General features: G+C 61.4%; 24 protein-coding genes and 1 pseudogene. 12 read left to right on the top strand and 13 right to left on the bottom strand.

Annotated elements, in window-relative coordinates:
- Positions 1-90: 90 nt before the first annotated feature.
- On the bottom strand, positions 91-1530 hold the full coding sequence (locus QMX88_RS09680) for a coniferyl aldehyde dehydrogenase (RefSeq protein WP_282368656.1): 1440 nt from the start codon (positions 1528-1530) through the stop codon (positions 91-93).
- 147 nt (positions 1531-1677) lie between these two features.
- Between QMX88_RS09680 and QMX88_RS09675 the strand changes: the two genes are divergently transcribed.
- From QMX88_RS09675 to QMX88_RS09665, 3 genes are all read left to right on the top strand, one after another.
- Positions 1678-2874 carry an MFS transporter gene (locus QMX88_RS09675; protein WP_282368654.1) on the top strand — a complete coding sequence of 399 codons (1197 nt, stop codon included), beginning with the start codon at positions 1678-1680 and terminating at the stop codon, positions 2872-2874.
- A 72-nt stretch (positions 2875-2946) separates the two neighbouring features.
- On the top strand, positions 2947-3633 hold the full coding sequence (locus QMX88_RS09670) for a TetR/AcrR family transcriptional regulator (protein WP_282368652.1): 687 nt from the start codon (positions 2947-2949) through the stop codon (positions 3631-3633).
- A gap of 62 nt (positions 3634-3695) precedes the next feature.
- Positions 3696-4550, top strand: coding sequence for a sulfurtransferase (locus QMX88_RS09665; protein ID WP_282368651.1), 855 nt, complete (start codon positions 3696-3698; stop codon positions 4548-4550).
- An 18-nt stretch (positions 4551-4568) separates the two neighbouring features.
- Here the strand turns inward: QMX88_RS09665 and QMX88_RS09660 are convergent, their stop codons facing one another.
- The 6 genes and pseudogenes from QMX88_RS09660 to QMX88_RS09635 form a co-directional block, all read right to left on the bottom strand.
- Positions 4569-4892: an AzlD domain-containing protein gene (locus QMX88_RS09660; protein ID WP_282368650.1), complete on the bottom strand. Its 324-nt coding sequence runs from the start codon at positions 4890-4892 to the stop codon at positions 4569-4571.
- Entirely contained in the window at positions 4889-5617 is a 729-nt protein-coding gene (locus tag QMX88_RS09655) for an AzlC family ABC transporter permease (RefSeq protein WP_282368649.1), read from the bottom strand. Before QMX88_RS09655 ends, QMX88_RS09660 begins: the two co-directional genes overlap by 4 nt.
- Before the next feature lie 68 nt (positions 5618-5685).
- Positions 5686-6702, bottom strand: a complete 1017-nt coding sequence (locus tag QMX88_RS09650) for a hydrolase (RefSeq protein ID WP_282368648.1) — start codon at positions 6700-6702, stop codon at positions 5686-5688.
- Complete coding sequence (gene rsmD / locus QMX88_RS09645; RefSeq protein WP_065991110.1) at positions 6686-7306, bottom strand: 16S rRNA (guanine(966)-N(2))-methyltransferase RsmD; 621 nt, start codon at positions 7304-7306, stop codon at positions 6686-6688. The genes QMX88_RS09650 and rsmD overlap by 17 nt, the downstream gene beginning before the upstream one ends.
- Positions 7306-8682 (bottom strand): annotated as a pseudogene (locus tag QMX88_RS09640) (M16 family metallopeptidase); the annotation flags it as partial. The gene rsmD and the pseudogene QMX88_RS09640, both read right to left, overlap by 1 nt.
- Positions 8683-8795: 113 nt before the next feature.
- The gene (locus QMX88_RS09635; protein ID WP_282368641.1) at positions 8796-10148 is read right to left on the bottom strand and encodes a M16 family metallopeptidase; all 1353 of its coding nucleotides are present in this window, start codon (positions 10146-10148) and stop codon (positions 8796-8798) included.
- Between the two features lie 250 nt (positions 10149-10398).
- On the opposite strand from QMX88_RS09635, the gene ftsY reads away from it, so the two are divergent.
- From ftsY to rpoH, 4 genes are all read left to right on the top strand, one after another.
- Positions 10399-11952 carry a signal recognition particle-docking protein FtsY gene (gene ftsY / locus QMX88_RS09630; RefSeq protein ID WP_282368639.1) on the top strand — a complete coding sequence of 518 codons (1554 nt, stop codon included), beginning with the start codon at positions 10399-10401 and terminating at the stop codon, positions 11950-11952.
- The gene (gene ftsE / locus QMX88_RS09625) at positions 11949-12620 is read left to right on the top strand and encodes a cell division ATP-binding protein FtsE (protein WP_037018829.1); all 672 of its coding nucleotides are present in this window, start codon (positions 11949-11951) and stop codon (positions 12618-12620) included. The genes ftsY and ftsE overlap by 4 nt, the downstream gene beginning before the upstream one ends.
- On the top strand, positions 12617-13642 hold the full coding sequence (gene ftsX, locus QMX88_RS09620; RefSeq protein WP_282368636.1) for a permease-like cell division protein FtsX: 1026 nt from the start codon (positions 12617-12619) through the stop codon (positions 13640-13642). Before ftsE ends, ftsX begins: the two co-directional genes overlap by 4 nt.
- A gap of 131 nt (positions 13643-13773) precedes the next feature.
- On the top strand, positions 13774-14628 hold the full coding sequence (gene rpoH / locus QMX88_RS09615) for an RNA polymerase sigma factor RpoH (protein ID WP_065991120.1): 855 nt from the start codon (positions 13774-13776) through the stop codon (positions 14626-14628).
- A gap of 206 nt (positions 14629-14834) precedes the next feature.
- On the opposite strand, the gene mtgA is transcribed toward rpoH, so the two are convergent.
- Complete coding sequence (gene mtgA / locus QMX88_RS09610; protein WP_282368675.1) at positions 14835-15545, bottom strand: monofunctional biosynthetic peptidoglycan transglycosylase; 711 nt, start codon at positions 15543-15545, stop codon at positions 14835-14837.
- 75 nt (positions 15546-15620) lie between these two features.
- On the opposite strand from mtgA, the gene QMX88_RS09605 reads away from it, so the two are divergent.
- The 5 genes from QMX88_RS09605 to QMX88_RS09585 all read left to right on the top strand — a co-directional run bounded on the left by QMX88_RS09605 (position 15621) and on the right by QMX88_RS09585 (position 18613).
- Positions 15621-16004: a DUF423 domain-containing protein gene (locus QMX88_RS09605; protein ID WP_065991125.1), complete on the top strand. Its 384-nt coding sequence runs from the start codon at positions 15621-15623 to the stop codon at positions 16002-16004.
- A 128-nt stretch (positions 16005-16132) separates the two neighbouring features.
- A complete protein-coding gene (gene thiS, locus QMX88_RS09600; protein ID WP_192172987.1) occupies positions 16133-16333 on the top strand; it encodes a sulfur carrier protein ThiS in 201 nt (66 codons plus the stop codon).
- Between the two features lie 66 nt (positions 16334-16399).
- Positions 16400-17194, top strand: a complete 795-nt coding sequence (locus tag QMX88_RS09595) for a thiazole synthase (RefSeq protein ID WP_282368627.1) — start codon at positions 16400-16402, stop codon at positions 17192-17194.
- Between the two features lie 55 nt (positions 17195-17249).
- The gene (gene trmB / locus QMX88_RS09590; protein WP_282368673.1) at positions 17250-17963 is read left to right on the top strand and encodes a tRNA (guanosine(46)-N7)-methyltransferase TrmB; all 714 of its coding nucleotides are present in this window, start codon (positions 17250-17252) and stop codon (positions 17961-17963) included.
- Positions 17964-18169: 206 nt separating this feature from the next.
- Positions 18170-18613 carry a hypothetical protein gene (locus QMX88_RS09585; RefSeq protein ID WP_074892395.1) on the top strand — a complete coding sequence of 148 codons (444 nt, stop codon included), beginning with the start codon at positions 18170-18172 and terminating at the stop codon, positions 18611-18613.
- 92 nt (positions 18614-18705) lie between these two features.
- On the opposite strand, the gene QMX88_RS09580 is transcribed toward QMX88_RS09585, so the two are convergent.
- The 5 genes from QMX88_RS09580 to metX all read right to left on the bottom strand — a co-directional run bounded on the left by QMX88_RS09580 (position 18706) and on the right by metX (position 22780).
- On the bottom strand, positions 18706-19029 hold the full coding sequence (locus QMX88_RS09580) for a DUF3392 domain-containing protein (protein WP_282368621.1): 324 nt from the start codon (positions 19027-19029) through the stop codon (positions 18706-18708).
- Between the two features lie 22 nt (positions 19030-19051).
- On the bottom strand, positions 19052-20266 hold the full coding sequence (gene hemW, locus QMX88_RS09575) for a radical SAM family heme chaperone HemW (RefSeq protein WP_282368619.1): 1215 nt from the start codon (positions 20264-20266) through the stop codon (positions 19052-19054).
- On the bottom strand, positions 20263-20871 hold the full coding sequence (gene rdgB, locus QMX88_RS09570; RefSeq protein ID WP_282368671.1) for an RdgB/HAM1 family non-canonical purine NTP pyrophosphatase: 609 nt from the start codon (positions 20869-20871) through the stop codon (positions 20263-20265). The genes hemW and rdgB overlap by 4 nt, the downstream gene beginning before the upstream one ends.
- Positions 20872-21012: 141 nt before the next feature.
- Positions 21013-21633: a methionine biosynthesis protein MetW gene (gene metW, locus QMX88_RS09565; protein WP_192172983.1), complete on the bottom strand. Its 621-nt coding sequence runs from the start codon at positions 21631-21633 to the stop codon at positions 21013-21015.
- A 7-nt stretch (positions 21634-21640) separates the two neighbouring features.
- Positions 21641-22780 (bottom strand): homoserine O-succinyltransferase MetX, encoded by a 1140-nt coding sequence (gene metX / locus QMX88_RS09560; RefSeq protein WP_282368616.1) that lies wholly within the window; start codon positions 22778-22780, stop codon positions 21641-21643.
- Positions 22781-22845: the final 65 nt, after the last annotated feature.

The following is a 22845-nucleotide window of genomic DNA, read 5'->3' as shown; positions in this document are numbered from 1 at the left end:
CGCCAAATGCATTCCCGGCTAAGCCGGCCCCAGAATGTTCCACAGCCAGTCCTGCGGGGCGCGTTGTGTCGGTGTGAATTCGCACACGCATCAGCGCACGAACAGTCGCTGAATCAATTTCTGGATCGCCTTTCCATAGGGCGGGTAGATCAGGCGTGCGGCGTTGAAGCGTTGTTTGATCAGCACGCCTTTGGCATGACTGAACGTCAGAAACCCTTCGTGCCCGTGGTAATGGCCCATGCCCGACGCGCCGATGCCGCCGAAAGGCAAGTCGTCCTGGGCGACATGCAGCAGGGTGTCATTCAGGCAGACGCCGCCCGAATGCGTCTGCTCCAGCACGCGGTTCTGTTCATGTCGGTCGTAGCCGAAGTAGTACAGCGCCAGTGGCCTTGGGCGTTGATTGATGTAGGCGAACGCGTGCTCGATGTGGTCATAGGGCACGATCGGCAGCAGCGGTCCGAAGATCTCGTCCTGCATGATCAGCATGTCGTCGCTCACATCCAGAATCAGGCTGAACGGCATCCTGCGGTCCTGCCCCTCGGCGAAGAGCTGAACCACCCGGGCACCCTTGGTTTGCGCGTCGGCGAGATATGAATTCAGCCGTGCGACATGCCGCTGATTGATGATTGCGGTGTAGTCCGGGTTGTCGGCCAGCGTGGGATAAAAACGCGTGACGGCTTCTTTGTAGGATTCGACGAATTCGGCAACGCGGTCCCTGGGCACCAGCACGTAGTCGGGCGCGACGCAGGTTTGTCCGGCGTTGAGGGTTTTGCCGAAAGCGATGCGTTCGGCGGCGTCCTTGAGCGGGACGTCGCGGGAGACGATGGCGGGGGATTTACCGCCCAGCTCCAGCGTCACGGGCGTGAGGTTTTCCGCCGCCGCGCGCATGACATGCCGCCCGACGCTGGTGGCGCCCGTGAACAATAAGTGATCAAACGGTAACCTCGAAAAGGCCGCGCCGACCTCCGCCTCGCCCAGCACAACCCCGACGTGATCCTCCGCAAACACTCGTGCCAGCAGGCTTTTTAGCAAAGCGCCGGTGGCGGGCGTGGATTCGCTGAGCTTGAGCATCACGCGGTTACCCGCCGCCAACGCGCCCACCAGCGGCCCGATGGCCAGATACAGCGGGTAATTCCACGGCACCACCACGCCAATCACGCCTAACGGCTGGTAAACGACTTTCGCGCTCGCGGGCTGGAACGCCAGGCCGACGCTTCGGCGGGAAGGCCGCATCCATTGCTTCAAATGACGCTGGGCATGGCGGATGTTGTGCAGGCAGGGCATCAGCTCGGCGAGGAGGGTTTCATCGGCGCTGCGGTGGCTGAAATCAGCGCTGATCGCGTCAATGATCGCCTGACGCTCGGTGCTGAGCAGCCCGTGCAGGCGGTTGAGCCATTGCCTGCGTTCTTGCAGCGTCGGCATCGGATTGGCGGCGAATGCGCGACGTTGTTCGTCGAATACCTGCTCCAGGCTGCTGCAAAAGGGAGGGGCATCGTCTGCATAGGGCAGAAGCTTGGATTCGACGGGCATCGCAGCAGTCCTTATTAACGTTATGCAAGGGTTTTTAGAGTCATTGCTCTACGAAGTCAACGGTCCTTGCATTCGCTCGCAGACGCGCGCCAGACTGTCCCGGCTAAAACTAAACTGCCGCCCTGCACCACCTGACACGGAGTCTCAATGCGCACGGACTATCTGGCGTTTTTCATTTCCCTGTTTCTCTCCCGCCTCGCCGATCAGGTTCTGCTGTTTCTGGTGCCGCTGATTGTCTTTCAAACCACCAACAGCGCGTCCCTTGCGGGGCTGGCGTTCTTCGTCGAGACATTGCCGCGCTTTCTTGCATTCCCGATTTGCGGCGCGCTGTGCGACAAATACTCGCCCATCCGGTTGCTGCACATCACCCAGATCTACCGCGCCTTGATCTGTCTGGTCGCGATGGGGCTGTACGGCCTGTTTGGCGGCATCGGCTGGCTGATCGGGCTGTCGGCGATCTGCGGCGTCCTGACCACCCAGGGGATCATGGTCCGGGAAGTGGTCATGCCGCATATTTTCCCGGATTACCGCTACGGCAAAACGCTGTCCTACTCTCAGATCGCCGACCAGACCGGCCTGGTGCTTGGGCCTTTGCTGGCGGCGATGGCCCTGGAAATCTGCCCGTGGTGGGGCGTCGTGATGGGTGTGGGGCTGGTGTTCGTTGCGGCGGATCTCGCCATGGGCGTCTGGCAACGCAAGAGCGACGTCACGCTGGAGCGCTTTGATCAGCACGCAGGCCGCTGGACCCAGCCACTGAAAATCGCTTTCGGACACATCTTCCGACTGGCCGAACTGAAGAAGATCATTTTGCTGGCGGTCGGCGTCAACCTGATCGTCGGCGTCACCCTGGCCAGCTCGGCGGCCATGGTGATCGGCTCGTTTGGCGAGAGCAAAGATTTCTACGCCGGTCTGCAGGCGGCGGGCGCCTTGCTGACCATCGCGATTCTGTTTGTTCTGGCCCGGGTCAGCCTGCCGCTGAAACTGCTCGGTGTGATGTCATACATCGCCTTGCTGCTGGGCGCATTCATTACCGCCACGAGCGCGTCATCCGAGGTCTACCTTGTTGGCTTTCTGCTGATCGTCGGCTTCGACAAGATGTTCAACGTCTACATGCGCAGCATTCGTCAGCGGGTCATTCCGGCGCGGGACTTCGGCAAGACCGTCGGCGTCATCACGCTGCTGAACAACCTGTCGCAACCGCTGGCCGGGTTACTGGTGGGAGTGCTTACGGCGCCGATCGGTCTGCGCGGCGTCATTTTAATCAACGTGCTGGCGGCAGCCGTGCTCGGTGTTGGCGTCGCAGCGGTGGTTCGGCTCAGGGTGGCAACGGCCGTGGAGCGATGAAGTCTGCAACGGATCCAACGCTTGCGTTAAGATCCGGCACATCCCTGTTACGTTTCGACGTTCGAGTTGAACATGGCGCCGCGCATCAAAACCGTACGCATCAACACCCGTGAACGCATCGTGCACAGCAGCCTGGAACTGTTCAATCAGCAGGGCGAGCGCAGCGTCAGCACCAATCACATCGCTGCGCACATGGAAATGTCGCCCGGCAATCTGTACTACCACTTCCCCAACAAGCAGGCGATCATCGCCGAGTTGTTCACCGAATACGAAACGCTGGTCGACAGCTTTCTTCACCCGCCCAAGGGCCGTCTGCCGGGTGTCGAAGACAAACGCCATTACCTGATGGCGATCATCGACGGCATGTGGCGCTACCGTTTTCTGCACCGCGACCTCGAGCACCTGCTTGAAACCGATCCCGAGCTGGCAGTGCGTTACCGACGCTTTTCCCAACACTGCCTGATCAAGGCGATGTCCATTTACAGCGGCTTTGTCGACGCGCAGATTCTGAGCATGGACAAGGTCCAGATCGAATCGCTGACGCTCAATGCGTGGATCATCCTCACGTCTTGGGTACGGTTTCTGTGCACCACGCGGGAAAACGCCGCTCACCTGAATGAGGACGCGATACGTCGCGGCGTTTATCAGGTGCTGATGCTGGAACTGGCCTACGTCACGCCCCAGGCGCGGGAAGCAGTGAATGCGCTGTGCGCGGAGTTTTACGTGCCGTTGGCCAAGGCACTGGAAGACGCTGGCTGACTCGGCCCGGTTGTCTCACTCGATTGTCATATCGCCCTTTTTACTGCCTGCAGGAGCCTGTCATGTCCATCGCGCAATTGATCAGCCCGCAACAATTGTCAGAACGCCTGACCCAGCCCGGGCTTGTGATACTGGATTGTCGTTCGTCGCTGGACGATCTGGACTACGGCCAGCGCAGCTACGCAGAGGGCCATATCGAAGGCGCTTCTTACGCTGACTTGCTCAATGATCTCAGTGGTGCCATCACCAAGGGTGTGACCGGTCGCCACCCGCTGCCGGATCCGCAGACACTGATCGAGCGCTTGCGGTTCTGGGGTGTGAACAACCACAGCGACATCGTGCTTTACGACGATGGCCCGGGTGCGTATGCCGCCCGAGCCTGGTGGTTGCTGGCGTGGCTGGGCAAGCGCGACGGCGTGTATGTGCTCGATGGCGGGCTCAAGGCCTGGCATGGGGCGGGTCTGCCGCTGAGTCTTGATCCACCGCACCAACCCGAGGGTTCATTCGACGGCGTGCCAGATGAATCGATGGTGCTGACGGCCGAGCAACTGCAGGCCCGCATCGGCGATCCCGCCATGACGCTGATCGACGCACGTGCCCCCGCGCGGTTCCGGGGTGAAGTCGAGCCCATCGACCCTATTGCGGGGCACATTCCAAGCGCACAGTGCGCGGCATTCACCGACAACCTCGGGCCGGATGGCCGCTTTCTCCCGGCAGAGCAGCTGAAGCAGCGCTTCGCCGAGGCACTACAAGGCCGTCCTGCCCATGCGCTCGTCGCTTATTGCGGTTCCGGCGTAACGGCCTGTCACAACCTGTTTGCCATGACTCTCGCCGGGTATCCGTTGGGGGCGCTGTACGCGGGGTCATGGAGCGAATGGATCAACGACCCGCAGCGGGGCGTCGCGACCGGGGACTAAAGTGGCGACGTAGGTGCCTCACATCTGGCCCATCGCCCAGCGCAGCAAGAAGAACACCAGCAATCCGCCGCCAATGGTCGCCAAAAGGTTACGGCTGAATGCCGCAATGCCAATCGACACGATCCCGGCCAGCAAGTAGGCGTTGTCCAGGGACAACTGCCAGTGCGCGCCGTCGGGCAGCAACATGCCAGGGACAACGATGGCGGTCAGCACGGCGGTGGGTACGTAATGCAGGCTTTGGCGCACCAGCGGCGGGAAACGCAGGTTCGGCCAGGCGAACAGGCTGTAGCGCATCAGAAAAGTGATCGCGGCCATGCCCAGAATCAGCCACCAGTACGTCATGGGCGCACCTCGTTCGGGGTCATGTCGTCCAGCCTTGCCGCTTGCCTTCTCTCCAGAAACACCCCCGCTGCGATGCCACTGAAGGCAGCGGCCATGAGCCCCAGCTTGAAGGGCCATGACCATGTCAGCAGGGCAACCGCGCCAGCGACCAGCGCGGCGGCGATCTGCGGTCGGTTGCGCAGCAGGGGCACGACGATGCCGATGAAAGTTGCCAGCATCGCGAACTCCAGGCCCCAACTGGCCATGTCGGGAAAAGCCTGACCAAACAGCACGCCCACCAGTGAGCTGCTCACCCAGCAGGCATACAGCGAGCTCGCCACGCCCAGCCAGTACCAATGCGCGAGCGGCGTCCGGCCGTGGACCAGGTAGTGGCGTTGGACGATGGCGAAAGTTTCGTCCGTCAGCCAGAACGCCAGCAGCAGTCGCCATCGCTGGGGCAGCCCCTGAACCTGTGGCTGCAGGGTGGCGCTGTACAGCACGTGGCGCAAATTGACGATGAACGTGGTCAGCAGAATCACCACCGCGCCGGCCCCGGCGCCCATCAGGCTGATGACGATAAACTGCGCCGATCCTGCGTAAACGAACATCGACATGCCGACCGCCTGCCACAGGGTCAGCCCACCCACACCGGCGAGGGTGCCGAAGATAATGCCGAATGGGGCAATGCCAACCAGCATCGGCACGCTGTCGCGAAGGCCGCGGACGAAGAATTGATGACGGGACATGGTTTTTCTCCTTATGCCCCGGATGGTAAGCGGGTGGCGCATAAGTGTCTTGAACGATCGTGCAGGCGTTAGCGGTTTTGCGACGCGCCATGGACGTCCGTCAACCACGCCGGAATCCGTTGCTCCAGGTAATACGTCGGCTTTCTAATGGTGCCGCCGACAAAACCCACGTGACCGCCTTTTTTCTGCAGGTCGAATTCGGTGCTGGACGACAGCTCCGAGCCTTCAGGCAGGCTGTGCTTGAACACGAACGGGTCATCAAGAGATTGAATCAGCAGCGTTGGCGTGCGGATGGCGCCGAGGAAGTACCGACTGGAGGCGCGCCGGTAGTAATCATGGGCGTCCACGAATCCATTGAGCGGCGCTGTCACGCGCCCGTCGAAATCCCAGAACGTGCGCATGTCTTTCAGCGAGCCCAGTGCCGCCAGTTCTGCCAGCCCGTCACTGAGGCCTTCGTGCTGAAAGCGTCGCTGCTTGTCCTTGATGTAGCCGACCATCTCGCGCATGAAGTGCCGCTGGTAAACCCTGGAAAACCCCAGCCCGATCCGGTCGGCGCACTCGTCCAGTCGAAACGGCACCGACACCGCCGCAGCCCCCTGCAGGTGGCTGTCGAGCCCGGTTTCGCCAAGGTGCTTGAGCAAAATGTTGCCGCCGAGGGAATACCCGACCGCGTAAAGCGGCGCCAATGGTCGGGCCTTGCGCAGATGATCGATCACGGCGGCAAGGTCTTCGCTGGCGCCGGAGTGATAGCTGCGGGGCAACAGGTTCGGCTCCCCTGAACAACCTCGCCAGTTGAGGGCAACACTGGCCCAGCCGCGTTTTTCCATGGCGTGCTGCAGCCCGGCGACATAGGGGGAGTTGGACGAGCCGGTCAGACCGTGCAGCACCAGCACGATCGGCACAGTGGCGTCGTGCGGGCCGTGCCAGTCCATGTCGAGGAAATCACCGTCTTCCAGCCAGATGCGCTCGCGCCGACGCTCGAGGTGAGTGGTCGGCCGCCAGAGCGGTCCCCACAGTGTCTGCAAGTGCGGGTTGCCCAGGCCGAATGCCGGGACAAACCCGGGAAGGTCAGCTCGCGACCGCACTGCGTTCCCACACCGCGTAGTGAACCTGACCGGCTTTCTTTTCACGGTGCAGGCGCCAGTTGGCGGGCATGCCCAGCGTCGACGGCGCGGTTTCGCTTTCGGTGTAGATCCACGCGCTGTCCGCCAGCCAGTTGCGCTCTTCCAGCAGCGTGCAGGCAGGCATCAGCAAGTCCTGGTGGAACGGCGGGTCGAGGAACACTACGTCGAACTGTTCGGCCGGCTGGGTCTCCAGATGACGGAGCGCGTCGCCGGTAGCGGTTTTGCCGACGGTGCAACGCAGCGTGCCGAGGTGTTCGCGCAGGCTGGAGATCGCCATCGAGTTGGTGTCCAGCGCCAGACCCATGCTGGCGCCGCGCGAAAGGGCTTCAAGGTACAGCGCGCCACTGCCGGCGAACGGATCGAGGACGCGCGCGCCTTCGATGTACGGCGCCAGCCAGTTGAACAGAGTTTCCCGCACACGGTCCGGCGTCGGGCGCAGGCCGGGGGCGTCAGGGAAACTCAGACGGCGACTGCGCCATTCGCCGCCGATGATCCGCAGTTGGCCCAGGCCCGTGTGGATTTTGTGCCCTTTGTGGATACGCGGCGGCTTGGAAGTCGAGGTCATCAGTGCTCCGGAACGCCGAGCGGTTGCTCGGCGGGTTTGTCAGTAGGGGGTGGCAGTGGCTTTTGCGGAACGGTCGGACCTGCGGTCACGATCACCAGCTTGTCGGCGTCCAGATGTTTGTTCATCACGGTCTTGATCTGCTCGACCGTGACGCTCTGGGACTGCGTCATGAAATCTTCGAGGTAGGTCAGCGGCAGATTATAGAAGCCGACTGCGCCTAGTTGGCCAACGATGGCCGCATTGCTGGCAGTCGCCAGTGGAAAGCTGCCGGCCAGTTCGCGCTTGGCATCATCGAGCTCTTTTTGGGTCGGGCCGTTGGCAAGGAAGTCACGAGTGATGTCCTTCACCAGCTTGAGGGTGTTTTCGCTCAGTTCGGCCCGGGTCTGCAGGCTGATCATGAACGGACCCTGTGCCTGCATCGGCGTAAAGCCCGAAGAGACGCCGTAGGTCAGGCCACGTTTTTCCCTCACTTCGGTCATCAGACGGCTGCCGAAACCGCCGCCACCGAGGATCGAGTTGCCAAGTGACAGGGCCGCGTAATCAGGATCGCCGCGGGTGATGCCCAGTTCAGCCAGCATCAGGTGGGTCTGCTTGGACGGAAACTCGATGTGGGTTTCACTCGGCTTGGGTTCGGTCGGTGCGACGGTTTGTGCCAGCGCCGGACCTTTAGGCAGCGCGGCTGAAACCTGGGCCGCGACCGCTTCGGCTTCCGCTCGCGTCAGGTCTCCGGCCAGCGCAATCACTGCGTTGCCAGCAGCGTAGGCCTTGGCATGAAAGGCCTTCAGTTGAGCCAAGGTCAGAGGCGCGATGCTTTTGGCCGTGCCCATGCTCGGATGCGCGTAGGGATGATCGCCGTACAACCACTTGAACAGCTCATCGCCTGCGAGCTTGCCCGGGTTCTGCTTCTGATATTCAAAGCCCGCCAGCAACTGGTTTTTGATTCGCGCCAGCGAGTCCGCCGGGAATGTCGGTTTGCCCACCACTTCGGCAAACAGTTTCAACGCGGGCTCGCGCTTGTCGGCGGCGCTCAGGCTGCGCAGCGAAGCGATCGCCATGTCGCGATAGGAGCCGTTGCCGAAATCAGCGCCCAGCCCTTCGAAACCTTCGGCGATGGCGCTGACGTTCTTGCCTTTGACGCCCTCGTTGAGCATCGCGTTGGTGACTAGCGCAATACCAGGATTGGCGCCGTCCTGGCTGCTGCCGGCCGCGAACAGCAGGCGCATGTCGAACATCGGCAGTTCATGGGCTTCGACGAAGAGCACGCGAGCGCCTTCGGCGGTATTCCACGACTGGATGTTCAGCGAGCGGCGAGCCGGCGCTTTACCGTCCAGCTCTTTCAGGGATTCCAGCGTGTTGGCGGCCTTATCGATGGCTTTCGGGGCTTCGGCGGTCTCTGCCATCGCCGATGCCGCACCGAACAGACCAAACGTGACGGCAAGTGCGAAGGAGCAGGCCCGCGTTCGCGCAAAGCGGGATTCGTTGCGCTGGCTCATTGGGCTTTCTCCTCAGGCAAAACATGCGCAACGGCGAGGCGCTCGCGGGTGAAGTACGTACGGGCGGCTTTCTGGATGTCTTCCGGCGTCACGCTTTGCAGCGCGGCCAGTTCCTGATCGATGAGCTTCCAGGACAGCCCCACTGTTTCCAGTTCGCCAATGGTGCTGGCCTGACTGGTAATGGAATCGCGCTCGTAGACCAATCCGGCGATCACCTGGGCCCGGACCCGCTCCAGCTCTTCCTTGGCGGGCGGCTTGGTTTTCAGCTCGTCGAGCAGGCGCCAGATGCCGGCTTCAGCGTCGGCGAGGGTTTTCTTCTTTTGCTGATTGGGCGTGGCGCTGATGGTGAACAGGCTGTCGCCGCGGGTGTAGGCGTCGTAGTCGGATGAGGCGCCTGTGACCAGCTCTTCGCCACGCTCTAGGCGGGTCGGGATGCGCGCACTATAGCCGCCGTCCAGCAATGCCGAAATCAGGCGCAGTGCGTTGACCGACTGTGGATCGGGGGCGGTGGCCAGGCTCGGCACATTGAAGCCATACATCAGGCTCGGCATCTGCGTGGCGACATGCACGGTGATCTGGCGCAGGCCAGGTTCGGCGAGCTCCAGCGGCTTTTTCGACGGCGGTACGTCGCGGCGTGGCACCGGGCCGAAGAAGCGCTCAGTCAGGGTTTTCACTTCATCGGGCGTCACGTCACCGACCACCACCAGCGTGGCGTTGTTGGGGACATACCAGGATTCATACCAATGGCGCAGCTCCTCGACCTTCATGCGCTCAAGGTCCGCCATCCAGCCGATGGTCGGCGTGTGGTAGCCGCTGGCGGGGTAGGCGATGGCCTTGAAGCGCTCGTAGGCCTTGGCGTTCGGCTTGTCATCGGTGCGCAGGCGTCGCTCTTCCTTGATGACTTCGATTTCCCGGGCGAACTCTTCAGGGGGCAGGCGCAGGGTGGCCATGCGGTCGGCTTCCAGTTCGAAGGCAACAGCCAGTCGATCACGGGCCAGCACTTGGTAATAAGCGGTGTAATCATCGCTGGTGAAGGCGTTCTCTTCAGCGCCCAGGTCGCGCAGGATCAGCGATGCTTCGCCCGGACCTGCCTTGGAGCTGCCCTTGAACATCATGTGTTCCAGCGCGTGGGAAAGGCCCGTCTGGCCAGGCGTCTCGTAACTGGAGCCGACCTTGTACCAGACCTGTGAAACCACGACCGGCGCGCGGTGATCTTCACGGACGACGACCTTCAGGCCGTTGTCCAGCGTGAACTCGGTGGTGGGTTGTGGGTCGGCAGCCGATGCGGCGAAGGGCAAACAGATTGTGCTGAGCAGCAGGCCTGCGGCACAGCGGGCTAGAGCATTCATTCGTGATTTGAACCTTGGAGACGGCCTGCTTAGCGTCAGCGGGCGCGGGGGTGTTAGGATAGCGGCCAGTTCGCTCGGCGACTATGGCTGTGACGTAGGACTCTTCGTCCAGTGCCGGAAGGCGATGCGCAAAAGGCGTAAACGGAAGGGCTCTGGCTGAACAAGCGGGCTCGATTACAGTCTGTTTCGCATACAGAATTTTTCAGAGGCGCCGCTCTGGCGCGTCGTTACCGTGAGATAGCCGTCCTCCATGTTTGGTTCCAACGACGACAAGAAGACCCCAGCCCCGGCTGGCGAGAAGAAAGGCCTGTTCGGATGGCTGCGCAAAAAGCCGCAGGAAGCCACTCCAGAACCGCCTCAGAATGTCCCCGCACCCGCGCCAGAATCCGTGCCCGATCAGGCGCCGTCTGTTGCTGAGCAGATCAACGCCCCGGTCATCCCCGCCGAGCGCGCGCCGCAACCCACGTCGCAGCCCTTGCCACAAACAGCGACGACTGAAGCGCTTTCGGCCCCGGTCGAAGATCCTTGGCTTCACCTGCCTGTTGCTGAAGAGCCAGTCGCTTTCACCGATGAGCGCGAGCCTCACGTTACGCCGCCCATCCCGGTTCACACCGAGTCCAACGTGGAATCTGCAGCCGCTCCCTTGGCTGAAGTCCCCGCTCAACCGGCGCTCATCGACCCCACCTCGTTCGAAGTGGCTCCGTCTGTCGAGCCGACCCCGGTCGCGCTGCCTGATCCGGTGTCTGGCAATGATCTCCCGTCGCTGACGCCGCCGTTGACGACAGCGCCGAGGGTTCCAGCCGCAGCTGCCGTGCCCGTTCTTGAAACCAACGTGCCGCCTGTCCCGTTCGAAGGATCCGCCGCACCCAAGCAGCCTGGTTTCTTCGCGCGCCTGAAGCAGGGCCTGTCGAAAACCAGCGCCAGCCTGGGTGAAGGCATGGCCAGCCTGTTCCTCGGCAAAAAGGCCATCGACGACGACATGCTCGACGAGCTGGAAACCCGGCTGTTGACTGCCGACGTCGGCGTGGAAGCAACCTCGGCGATCGTGCGCAACTTGACGCAGAAAGTGGCGCGCAAGCAGCTCACCGACAGCGATGCGCTGTACAAGTCGCTGCAGAACGAGCTGACTGAAATGCTCAAGCCGGTGGAAGCTCCGCTGGTCATCACTTCGCAGCACAAGCCTTTCGTAATTCTGGTCGTTGGCGTCAACGGCGCGGGTAAAACCACCACCATTGGCAAGCTCGCCAAAAAGCTTCAGCTGGAAGGCAAAAAGGTCATGCTGGCGGCAGGCGACACCTTCCGCGCCGCAGCCGTTGAGCAGCTGCAGGTCTGGGGCGAGCGCAACAAGATCCCGGTCATTGCCCAGCACACGGGCGCTGACTCGGCATCGGTGATTTTTGATGCCGTTCAGGCCGCCAAAGCGCGCGGTATCGATGTGCTGATCGCCGACACGGCGGGCCGCCTGCACACCAAAGACAACCTGATGGAAGAGCTGAAGAAGGTTCGCCGCGTGATCGGCAAGCTCGACGCCGACGCGCCCCACGAAGTCCTTCTGGTGCTGGACGCCGGTACGGGCCAGAACGCGATCAACCAGGCCAAACAGTTCAACCAGACCGTCCAGCTCACCGGCCTTGCGCTGACCAAGCTCGACGGCACCGCCAAGGGCGGCGTGATCTTCGCCCTGGCCAAGCAGTTCGGTCTGCCGATCCGCTACATCGGTGTCGGTGAAGGCATCGACGATCTGCGCACCTTCGAAGCCGAACCGTTCGTCCAAGCCCTATTCGCCGAGCGGGAGCGCCCATGATTCGTTTCGAACAGGTCGGTAAACGCTATCCGAACGGACACGTCGGCTTGCATGAGCTGAGCTTTCGAGTACGTCGTGGCGAATTTCTGTTTGTGACCGGTCACTCCGGCGCGGGTAAAAGTACCTTGCTGCGCCTGCTGCTGGCGATGGAGCGTCCGACCACGGGCAAGCTGTTGCTGGCGGGTCAGGACCTGGGCCAGATCAGCACCGCGCAGATTCCTTTTCTGCGTCGGCAGATCGGCGTCGTGTTCCAGAACCACCAGTTGCTGTTTGATCGCACGGTGTTCAATAACGTCGCGCTGCCCCTGCAGATCCTCGGACTGTCCAAGACCGAAGTGGTCAAGCGCGTCGACTCGGCCCTTGAGCGCGTTGCGTTATCGGACAAAGCCGAGCTGTACCCGGGCGATTTGTCCACCGGTCAGCAACAGCGCGTGGGCATCGCCCGCGCCATCGTTCACCGCCCGGCCCTGCTGCTGGCGGACGAACCCACTGGTAACCTCGACCCGCGACTGGCAGCTGAAATCATGGGTGTGTTCGAAGACATCAACCGTCTGGGCACCAGTGTGCTGATTGCAAGCCATGACCTCGCATTGATCGCGCGGATGCGCCATCGCATGCTGACGTTGCAACGCGGCCGACTGATCGGCGACGGGGAGGCTGGCGTATGAGTGCCACTCGCAGTCCCAAGGTGTCCGAACGCGTAGCGCCAAAAGCTTCAGACCCGGCGCCGCAAAAGAAAAAGAAACGCGATGACGACGATGGCCCGAGCTTCGGCGAGTTGTTCAACGCCTGGATCGAGGCCCACCGGTCAAGCCTGCTGGACAGCCTGCGCCGTCTCGGCAAGCAGCCCATTGGCAGCTTTTTTACCTGTCTGGTGATGGCCATTGCGCTGAGTTTGCCGATGGGCTTGTCGTTGTTGCTGAGCAATGTCGAGCGTTTGGGCGGATCCTGGCAGCGCGCGGCGCAGATATCTCTGTACCTGCAACTGGACGCATCGCCGAGTGAAGGCGAGGGCCTTGTCCGTCAGATCAAGGAAATGGGCGGCGTCGCCGATGCCGAATACATCAGCCGCGATGAGGCACTGAACGAGTTCCAGAAGCAGTCCGGTCTGGGCGAGGCACTGAAGGAGTTGCCTGAAAACCCGCTGCCCGGCGTTGTGCTGGTTACACCGTTGGAAGTTGACAAAGCCGCGCTGGAAGCATTACGTACGCATCTGGCCGAGCTGCCTAAAGTGCAGCAGGCCCAGCTTGATCTGGTCTGGGTCGAGCGGTTGGCAGCGATCCTCAAGCTGGGTGACCGGTTCGTGTTCGGCCTGACCGTGTTGCTCGTCGCGGCGCTCCTGTTGGTCATCGGCAACACCATTCGTCTGCACATCGAGAACCGTCGTACGGAAATCGAGGTCATCAAGTTAGTAGGCGGTACGGACAGTTACGTCCGTCGGCCCTTCCTTTATATGGGTGCGTTGTACGGGCTGGGTGCCGGAGTTCTTTCCTGGGGTGTTCTCGCTTACGGGCTAGACTGGTTGAACGAAGCGGTGGTCCGGCTGGCCGGACTCTACGGCAGCAATTTTGCCCTTGCCGGCGTGCCAGTGTCCGACGGCGTGTCGCTCTTGCTTGGAGCGGTGCTGTTGGGGTATATCGGTGCGTGGATTGCAGTGGCACGCCATTTGAGAGAGTTGGCGCCTCGTTAGTGTTGAGTGGCTACATCGTTAGTAAATTTTGTTTCACCTATTGACTTTTCAGCTCAGGGAACTTGTCTAGCGGTTCCCGGTCAATTTCGCAGTGCTGAACTGCACGAGTTATGTGTCGGAGGTTTTTCGTAATGACCAATTCTTTGCAACCTGCGTATGCCTTAGTCCCGGGTGCGAACCTGGAAGCCTATGTGCACACGGTTAACAGCATCCCACTGCTGACGCCAGAGCAGGAGCGTGAACTGGCCGAGAGTCTCTACTATGAGCAGGATTTGGGGGCGGCTCGGCAGATGGTGCTCGCCCACCTGCGATTTGTCGTGCATATCGCACGCAGTTATTCCGGTTATGGCCTGGCTCAGGCTGACCTGATTCAGGAAGGTAACGTTGGCCTGATGAAGGCCGTGAAGCGCTTCAACCCCGAGATGGGTGTGCGTCTGGTGTCCTTTGCGGTGCACTGGATCAAGGCCGAAATTCACGAGTTTATCCTGCGCAACTGGCGCATCGTGAAGGTCGCGACCACCAAGGCTCAGCGCAAACTGTTCTTCAATCTGCGCAGCCAGAAAAAACGCCTGGCTTGGCTGAACAACGAAGAAGTACATCGCGTAGCGGAGAGCTTGGGTGTTGAGCCCCGCGAAGTGCGTGAAATGGAAAGCCGTCTGACCGGCCACGACATGGCGTTCGACCCGGCGGCAGAAGCCGACGATGACAGCGCTTTCCAGTCGCCGGCCAACTACCTGGAAGACCACCGCTACGATCCGGCGCGTCAGCTGGAAGACTCCGACTGGACTGACAGCTCGACGGCTAACCTGCACGAAGCACTGAACGTGCTCGACGACCGCAGCCGCGACATTCTGTATCAGCGCTGGCTGGCGGAAGAAAAAGCGACGCTGCACGACTTGGCCGAGAAGTACAACGTCTCTGCCGAGCGTATTCGTCAGCTGGAGAAGAGCGCGATGAACAAGCTGAAGCTGTCGATTGCTGCTTGATTGCTACGCCGGAACGCAAAACGCCCCGAGATGATCGGGGCGTTTTTGTTTGTGGGATGTATCTGAGTAGGACCGGCTTCAGCCGGGAAGAAGCCGGGTTGGGCGCCATTAGGCTTGCGGCGTGACGTGTGACGCGTTCCCGGCTAAAGCCGGTCCTACGAAAGCTTAAATCCAGTCCTACGAAAGCCATAAAGCCAGACTTGGGCTCACCACTTCCGGCTGTGATTCAACCCCATCAAGTACTCATCCCCACCCAGTTGACGCATCTGCTGGCGGATCCAGCCTGCCCGCTGTGAGACATAGCTACTAGGGTGGCTGGCGCTCCATTCCCGTGGGTTGGGCAGGACGGCGGCCAGATAGCTGGCCTGTTGCGTCGATAGCTGGCTCGCATTCACATGAAAGTGATGCTGTGCAGCGGCCTGGGCGCCGAAGACGCCGTCGTCCCACTCCACGCTGTTCAGGTACACCTCAAGAATGCGCTGCTTGGACCAGAACACCTCGATCAGCCCGGTGAACCAGGCTTCAAGACCCTTGCGGAAGTAACTGCGGCCCGACCACAGAAACAGGTTTTTCGACACCTGCTGGCTCAGCGTGCTGGCCCCGCGCAGGGAGCCGCCGCGTTCGTTATGAACCAGTGCCGCCTGAATGGCGTCGATATCGAAACCCCAGTGCTCCGCAAACTTCTGGTCCTCGCCGGCAATAACAGCGATTTTCAGGTCATCGGAGATGTTGTCCCATGACTCCCAGTCGCGCTGCAGGTCAATGGGCTGACCGTCGAACCAGGATTCAATTTTGCGCTCGACCATCAAGGCGGTAAACGGAGGAGGGACCCAACGGAAAATCAGCACCAGCACGACACTCGTCGCTGCGAACCAGAGCAGGCCTTTGGCGATAAGACGAAGAAGTAATTGCAGCATAGAGATGGCTTGGCCGAAGCGTTTGAGCGGGCCATTATACAGACCACGCGTCATTGAACTTGCCTGGAGTTGTACATGTTACGAACCTTTCTGATGCTGGCCTCCTTCTTTGGATTCACCGGCGTCGCCCTTGGCGCGTTCGCGGCCCATGGCCTGAAAAACCGCCTGACACCCGAGTACCTCGCGGTTTTCCACACTGGCGTGCTCTACCAACTGATTCATGCCCTGGCAATTTTCGGCGTGGCGCTGCTGGCGATGCAGATCCAGGGCCGGCTCGTCACCTACGCAGGCATCTCCTTCACACTGGGCATCATCCTGTTTTCCGGCAGCCTCTACCTGATGACGCTGACCGGCGCGACCAAGCTGGGCATCATCACCCCCTTTGGCGGCCTGTTTTTCCTGATCGGCTGGGCGATTCTCGGCTGGACGGCATGGCGCCTGGGGCTTGACACGCTTTAAGCGCGCGTCTGCCGCGGACGCGTCGCAAGCCCTTGGCCACGCCTGAGACGAATGGCGTGGCTTTGCCTTGGTCATACCGACCGATCGGGCTAGAATGCTCGCCCCCTAAAATGATGGCTGCCCCTCGCATGCGCATTCAGTTGAACGGTGAATCCTTTGAGCTGCCCGACGGCGAAACCGTCGCGGGACTGCTGACACGTCTGGATCTGACCGGGCGCCGAGTCGCCGTCGAGCTCAATCTGGACATCGTCCCGCGCAGCCAGCATGCCGCCACGACGCTGACCGAAGGCGATCAGGTCGAAGTGGTGCACGCCATCGGTGGCGGCTAGCCTTCGACGTGCCGCCGGCCTGATCCGCAGGCACTGCAAGAACCTCAACCGTAAAGAGGATTTCAGATGAGCAACGTTCGCAGCGACAAGCCGTTCACCGTGGCCGGTCGTAGTTTTCAGTCGCGCCTGCTGGTCGGCACTGGCAAGTACACGGACATGGAACAGACCCGACTGGCCATCGAAGCCTCGGGCGCCGAGATCGTCACCGTTGCCGTGCGCCGGACCAACCTGGGCCAGAATCCGGGCGAACCAAACCTGCTCGACGTGCTGCCGCCGGACCGCTACACCATCCTGCCGAACACCGCCGGTTGCTACGACGCCATCGAAGCCGTTCGCACCTGCCGCCTGGCCCGCGAGCTGCTCGATGGCCATAATCTGGTCAAGCTGGAAGTCCTCGCTGACCAGAAAACCCTTTTCCCCAATGTCATCGAAACCCTCAAGGCCGCCGAAACGCTGGTCAGGGACGGCTTCGACGTCATGGTCTACACCAGCGATGACCCGATCATCGCCCGCCAGCTCGCCGAAATCGGTTGCTGCGCGGTGATGCCCCTCGCGGGCCTGATCGGTACTGGCCTGGGGATCTGCAACCCGTACAACCTGCAGATCATCCTCGAAGAATCGAAAGTCCCGGTGCTGGTCGATGCCGGTGTCGGCACTGCGTCCGATGCCACCATCGCCATGGAACTGGGGTGTGAGGCGGTGCTGATGAACTCGGCCATCGCCCACGCGCAACACCCGGTGCTGATGGCCGAAGCCATGAAACACGCCATTCTGGCAGGCCGCATGGCCTACCTGGCCGGCCGTATGCCCAAGAAACTCTATGCCAGCGCGTCTTCGCCGCTGGATGGTCTGATCAAGTAAGAGCCTGTTGATGATTGATTCGCAAACGCCCGACCCACTTCCGGACGATGAAGTGATGAACGACGAGAACACCAAAGCCCAAGGCGATGACAGCCACCATCGGCGCATCAAGAGCTTCGTGATGCGTGCCGGTCGCATGACCGAAGGCCAGCAACGTGGTCTGGATCAGGGCAAGGAGCGTTTCGTGCTGCCGCTGGCCGACGCCCCGGTGGATTTCGATCAGGTGTTTGGTCGCTCGGCCCCGCGCACCCTAGAAATCGGCTTCGGCATGGGCCACTCGCTGCTGGAAATGGCCGCCGCCGCGCCAGAGCAGGATTTCATCGGCGTGGAAGTGCACCGTCCGGGCGTCGGCGCCTTGCTCAACGGCGTGCTGACCCAGGGGCTCACCAACCTGCGCGTTTACGATTGCGATGCGATCGAAGTGCTCAACCGTTGTGTGGCCGACAACAGCCTGGACCGGTTGATGCTGTTCTTCCCGGATCCCTGGCACAAGTCGCGCCACCACAAGCGCCGCATCGTCCAGGCCGAATTTGCCGAGCTTGTGCGCACCAAGCTGAAGCCGGGCGGCGTGCTGCACATGGCGACCGACTGGGAACCCTATGCCGAATACATGCTGGAAGTGATGAACGTGGCGCCGGGTTACCGCAACCTGGCCGAAGACGGCAAATGCGTTCCGCGCCCTGCGGAGCGTCCGATCACCAAGTTCGAGCGCCGTGGCGAACGCCTCGGTCACGGGGTTTGGGATCTGAAGTTCGAGAAGCTGGCCTGATCACTTCTCGACCAGAAGCGGTCCGGTAGCGGCCGCTTTTGAGTTTTTACAGCACATTTCAGCCGCTTTTTGCCTTGTATGACGAACCCTTCGATTTCTTCCTAAGGAGGCTACAAGGTCTTCGGAATCGTCCGACATCCATTTTCAGTTCTGATCTTCATAGTCCCCGCCGTTGCATATATCAATATTGATGACGAGGAATGAAGATGAACAAGTTTTGGCAAATGGCTGCGATCGCCACGCTGATTGCGACCACCAGCGGCTGTGTCAGCTATAACGTCAGCCAGCCAAGCGCTTCGCTGTCCGGCGACGTGAAGACTGATCTGAAGGCTGACGTCAAAGTCGGTGAAGCCATCAGCGGCGAGTCGTCCACCAATGTTCTGTTCGGCTGGTTGAACATCGGCGGCGATACGCAATTTGCGGACGGCGTGACCTACGGCGGCGCGAGCGGTGGTGGCGGCATCGGCCTGCCTCTGCCGGACCCGATCTCCTCCACCAAGGCCGCCGCAGCGTTCAAGGCCGTCAAATCGTCCGGTTCCGACCTGATCGTCGCGCCGCGTTACGAAGTCACCGTCAACGATTACTTCATCTTCAAGCAAGTGAACGTGAAAGTGACCGGCAACAAAGGCAGCATCCAGAGCATCCGCTGATGGGCTGATCGCACTCGGCAACCGCGGAGTGTGATTCTTGAGAGCGCCCTTCCCGCCATCGCGGGCAAGGGCGCTTTTGCATGTCCGGTCGGTTATTTCCGATCGGCCACTACCCCGATCAACACCAGCACTACCACCAATACCGGTGCCAGGCTGTAGTTGTTGAACTGGCTCAGTGCGCGCACGACCCACGGCGTTGCATAAATCAGCGCAGCGCCACTGCCGACGGTGCAGAGCAGCGCCATGATCGGAATGCGCAGGGCGCCGGCAAAACCGCCGATGCGGCCTTCGATCCAGCCCTTGATGTCAGTTCCGAACAGAATCAGCAGACAGCCCACCAGTGCCAGGGCGATTTCCAACAAATTGCTGCGACTCCAGCGCGACACGGTGGCCAGCAAGTCGAGTACGAATTCCATTCAGTGTCCTTAGTGTTGAGCCTTACAGAAGAAAGTGCTGCAGCAGGTCGTTGAGGAATAACTGGCCGCGAGCGGTCGCCACCAGCCGTGACGGATCAGTTTCCAGCAAGCCGCGTTGTTCCGCCTCAAGACGGGCGCTGGCGAGCGAATCGACGCTTAGACCGGTGCGGCGCTGAAATAATGCAGCGTCCACGCCTTTTGTCAGGCGCAGGGCGTTCATCAGGAATTCAAACGGCATCTCATCCAGTGGCAGCAGCTTTTCGCCAGCCTGATAGGCCTTGGCCGGATTGAGGTAATCCTTGGGCAGCCGGGTTTTCCAGGTGCGAATGATGCGGCCGTTCGGGTGGCTGAGCTTGCCATGGGCGCCCGCTCCGATCCCGATGAAATCCCCGAAGCTCCAGTAATTCAGGTTATGCCGCGCTTCGCGTCCCGGCTGCGCGTAGGCCGAGACTTCGTATTGGCCGTAGCCGTTTTCCCGAAGCAGCGTCTGACCGGCTTCTTGAATGTCCCAGAGGATGTCATCTTCCGGCAGCGTGGGCGGCTGATTCCAGAACACGGTGTTCGGCTCAAGGGTCAGCTGATACCAGGACAGGTGCGTCGGGGCGAGGGCGATGGCCTGCCGCAGGTCGCCGAGGGCGTCTTCCTGGGACTGATCCGGCAGACCATGCATGAGGTCCAGATTGAAGTTATCGAAACCCGCCCGACGGGCCATGTCTGCCGCGCGCACGGCTTCATCGCCGTTATGGATACGCCCCAGCGCCTTGAGCTTGGCCTCCTGAAAACTCTGGATGCCGATCGACAGCCGATTGATGCCCAGGCCGCGATAAGCGCTGAATTTCACCTGCTCAAAGGTGCCAGGGTTGGCTTCCAGCGTGATCTCGATGTCGGGCGCGAAACGGATGCGTTGTTCCACGCCGCGCAGCAAACGGCCCAGCGCGTCGGCGCTGAACAGACTGGGCGTGCCGCCACCGAAGAAAATCGTGCTCAGCTCGCGGCCGTAAACGTGGGGCAGGTCCTGGTCGAGGTCGGCCAGCAACGCGTCGACGTATTCCTGCTCCGGCAACACCGGGCTCGCGGTGTGGGAGTTAAAATCGCAGTACGGGCATTTGCGCACGCACCACGGAATATGGATGTACAGCGACAGCGGCGGCAGCTCGGCAAGCGGCGCCCGCGGCTGCTCAGAGGAGAAACCGGTCGCGCCCAGAATCAGCGGCCGGGTGTTGGAATCCTGAGTCATTGCTGATCAGGGCTCAGCCCCAGACGCTGACGCAGGATGGCCATGGCGCGGGCGCGGTGGCTGATCTGGTTCTTGTCCGCCGGGGTGAGTTCGGCGCTTGAACAGTTGCGCTCCGGCACCCAGAACAGCGGGTCGTAACCGAAGCCGTGTTCGCCGCTGGCGGCGGTGAGGATGCGGCCGTGCCACAGACCTTCGCAGAGGATCGGCAGCGGGTCGTCGGCGTGGCGTACCAGTGCCAGAACGCAGACGAACTGGGCGCCGCGCTGTTCGGCGGGGACGTTGTTGAGGGCGTCCAGCAATTTGGCGTTGTTCGCCGCATCACCCTGGCCGTCGGCGTAACGCGCGGAGTAGATGCCCGGCGCACCGCCCAGGTAATCCACGGCCAACCCCGAGTCATCGGCCAGCGCCGGCAGGCCGGAAATTCGCGCCGCATTGCGCGCTTTGAGGATGGCATTCTCGACGAACGACAGCCCGGTTTCTTCGGGCTCCACGGTGCTGAACTCGCCGATCGAGCGCAGCTGTACGCTGGCGCCGAGCATGGCCTGAAGTTCTTTGAGTTTGCCGGCGTTGTGGCTGGCCAGTACAAGCTGGGTGAGATTCATGATGAGTCCGTATAAATCGGCTGCTTGAAAACTGCTGCGTTTAAATCCGCTGATTGGAGCTGAGCCCGTTGCGTCGCTGTCGCCCGCTTTCTTCACTTGGGTGCTAACGCTGGCTGGCAGGGCTTTACTGCCCTGCAGCACCGGTCACACGGCTATCTGATGGTCCTGCAAGCCCGGGCTGCTGACACGATAGATGCCGATTTCACCCAACAGATTAGGCCAAAGCTTGCTGGCCCAGCCGTGCCGGTGCTGTTGATCGACCGCGAGCCGATCAATGACCTTCGCTGAGCGACCGCGGCACAGCTCTTCGAAATCTTCGAAGGTGCAGAAGTGGATGTTCGGCGTGTTGTACCACGTGTACGGCAGGAACTCGGAAACCGGCATCCGCCCCTTGCTCGCCAGGTACCAGCGGCAGCGCCAGTGCCCGAAGTTGGGGAAGGTGATGATGCACTGACGGCCCACGCGCAGCATTTCATCGAGGATGCGGTCCGGGTAGTGCACGGCCTGAAGCGCCTGGGTCATCACCACGACATCGAAACTGTTGCTGGCGAAGTTGCCCAGCCCCTTGTCCAGATCCTGCTCGATGACGTTAACGCCCCGCGCTACGCAACGGGCGATGTTGTCGGCGTCATTTTCCAGGCCATAGCCCGTCACTTGCTTGTGCTGCTGCAGCCAGGACAGCAATTCGCCGTCGCCGCAGCCGAGGTCGAGCACACGGCTGCCAGCCGGTATCCAGTCTTGGATGATGTCCAGGTCGGCTCTCATGGTGTCCTCAGAGTGCAATTCGGTTCATGTAGCTGGAGAAGGCCTGCAAATAGCGCGGGATCGGGATCAGGAAGGCGTCGTGGCCCTGGGGCGCATCGATCTCCAGATAACAGACGTCCTTTTTCGCCGCCATCAGCGCATCAACCAGTTCCCGCGAGCGGGCCGGGGAGAAGCGCCAGTCGGTGGTAAACGACATCACACAGAACTTGGCGCTGGCATTGGCGAAGGTGGCGGCGAGGTTGTCGTTGAAGTTGGCGGCCGGATCGAAGTAGTCCAGCGCTTTGGTCATCAGCAGGTAGGTGTTGGCGTCGAAACGCCCGGAAAACTCCTCGCCCTGATAACGCAGATAGCTCTCGACCTGAAACTCGACGCTGTGGAAGTCGTAGTTGAGGTTTTCGTTCTTCAGGCCCCGGCCGAATTTCTCACCCATCGAGTCATCGGACAGATAAGTGATGTGCCCGACCATGCGCGCCAGCATCAGGCCGCGTTTGGGGATCACGCCATATTCCTGAAACGAGCCGCCGTGGAATTCCGGGTCCGTCAGGATCGCCTGCCGCGCGACTTCGTTGAACGCGATGTTCTGCGCCGACAACTTGGGCGCGGAGGCAATCGCCAGACAGTGCCGCACGCGCTCGGGGTAGGTGATCGTCCATTGCAGCGCCTGCATGCCGCCCAGGCTGCCGCCGACGATGGCGGCCCATTGATCGACGCCCAGCCGGTCGGCCAGACGCGCCTGGCTGTGCACCCAGTCTTCGACCGTCAACACCGGGAAGTCGGCGCCGAAGGGCCTGCCGGTTTCCGGGTTGAGGCTGCTGGGGCCGGTGGAGCCGTTGCAGCCGCCGAGGTTGTTCAGGCTGACGACGAAGAACTTGTCGGTGTCGATGGGCTTGCCGGGGCCGATGCAGCTGTCCCACCAGCCCGGCTTGCGGTCTTCGGCGCTGTGATAACCCGCCGCGTGGTGATGACCCGACAGCGCGTGGCAAATCAGCACCGCGTTGCTTTTGGCGGCGTTGAGCTGACCGTAGGTTTCGTAGATGAGGTCGTAGGCAGGCAACGAGCGTCCGCAGGCCAGGGCCAGCGGCTCATTGAAATGCGCCGTTTGCGGCGTGACTAGACCGACAGAATCTTTGGGAAAGACCGTGGACATCGACCTGCTCTCGCTGAAATGAGGCGTAAGTCTAAAGATCGCGCGGGGGTGCGGCAACAAAGTAA

It is taken from the genome of Pseudomonas sp. PS02290, assembly GCF_029960075.1.
Classification (GTDB): domain Bacteria; phylum Pseudomonadota; class Gammaproteobacteria; order Pseudomonadales; family Pseudomonadaceae; genus Aquipseudomonas.
This window is presented reverse-complemented; position numbering and strand designations above follow the sequence as displayed.

What these genes read in the sequence shown, in the direction of transcription:
- QMX88_RS09680 (WP_282368656.1), bottom strand. Translation starts at nt 1,530, where the DNA reads ATGCCCGTCGAATCCAAGCTTCTGCCCTATGCAGACGATGCCCCTCCC.
- QMX88_RS09675 (WP_282368654.1), top strand. Translation starts at nt 1,678, where the DNA reads ATGCGCACGGACTATCTGGCGTTTTTCATTTCCCTGTTTCTCTCCCGC.
- QMX88_RS09670 (WP_282368652.1), top strand. Translation starts at nt 2,947, where the DNA reads ATGGCGCCGCGCATCAAAACCGTACGCATCAACACCCGTGAACGCATC.
- QMX88_RS09665 (WP_282368651.1), top strand. Translation starts at nt 3,696, where the DNA reads ATGTCCATCGCGCAATTGATCAGCCCGCAACAATTGTCAGAACGCCTG.
- QMX88_RS09660 (WP_282368650.1), bottom strand. Translation starts at nt 4,892, where the DNA reads ATGACGTACTGGTGGCTGATTCTGGGCATGGCCGCGATCACTTTTCTG.
- QMX88_RS09655 (WP_282368649.1), bottom strand. Translation starts at nt 5,617, where the DNA reads ATGTCCCGTCATCAATTCTTCGTCCGCGGCCTTCGCGACAGCGTGCCG.
- rsmD (WP_065991110.1), bottom strand. Translation starts at nt 7,306, where the DNA reads ATGACCTCGACTTCCAAGCCGCCGCGTATCCACAAAGGGCACAAAATC.
- QMX88_RS09635 (WP_282368641.1), bottom strand. Translation starts at nt 10,148, where the DNA reads ATGAATGCTCTAGCCCGCTGTGCCGCAGGCCTGCTGCTCAGCACAATC.
- ftsY (WP_282368639.1), top strand. Translation starts at nt 10,399, where the DNA reads ATGTTTGGTTCCAACGACGACAAGAAGACCCCAGCCCCGGCTGGCGAG.
- ftsE (WP_037018829.1), top strand. Translation starts at nt 11,949, where the DNA reads ATGATTCGTTTCGAACAGGTCGGTAAACGCTATCCGAACGGACACGTC.
- ftsX (WP_282368636.1), top strand. Translation starts at nt 12,617, where the DNA reads ATGAGTGCCACTCGCAGTCCCAAGGTGTCCGAACGCGTAGCGCCAAAA.
- rpoH (WP_065991120.1), top strand. Translation starts at nt 13,774, where the DNA reads ATGACCAATTCTTTGCAACCTGCGTATGCCTTAGTCCCGGGTGCGAAC.
- mtgA (WP_282368675.1), bottom strand. Translation starts at nt 15,545, where the DNA reads ATGCTGCAATTACTTCTTCGTCTTATCGCCAAAGGCCTGCTCTGGTTC.
- QMX88_RS09605 (WP_065991125.1), top strand. Translation starts at nt 15,621, where the DNA reads ATGTTACGAACCTTTCTGATGCTGGCCTCCTTCTTTGGATTCACCGGC.
- thiS (WP_192172987.1), top strand. Translation starts at nt 16,133, where the DNA reads ATGCGCATTCAGTTGAACGGTGAATCCTTTGAGCTGCCCGACGGCGAA.
- QMX88_RS09595 (WP_282368627.1), top strand. Translation starts at nt 16,400, where the DNA reads ATGAGCAACGTTCGCAGCGACAAGCCGTTCACCGTGGCCGGTCGTAGT.
- trmB (WP_282368673.1), top strand. Translation starts at nt 17,250, where the DNA reads ATGAACGACGAGAACACCAAAGCCCAAGGCGATGACAGCCACCATCGG.
- QMX88_RS09585 (WP_074892395.1), top strand. Translation starts at nt 18,170, where the DNA reads ATGAACAAGTTTTGGCAAATGGCTGCGATCGCCACGCTGATTGCGACC.
- QMX88_RS09580 (WP_282368621.1), bottom strand. Translation starts at nt 19,029, where the DNA reads ATGGAATTCGTACTCGACTTGCTGGCCACCGTGTCGCGCTGGAGTCGC.
- hemW (WP_282368619.1), bottom strand. Translation starts at nt 20,266, where the DNA reads ATGACTCAGGATTCCAACACCCGGCCGCTGATTCTGGGCGCGACCGGT.
- metW (WP_192172983.1), bottom strand. Translation starts at nt 21,633, where the DNA reads ATGAGAGCCGACCTGGACATCATCCAAGACTGGATACCGGCTGGCAGC.
- metX (WP_282368616.1), bottom strand. Translation starts at nt 22,780, where the DNA reads ATGTCCACGGTCTTTCCCAAAGATTCTGTCGGTCTAGTCACGCCGCAA.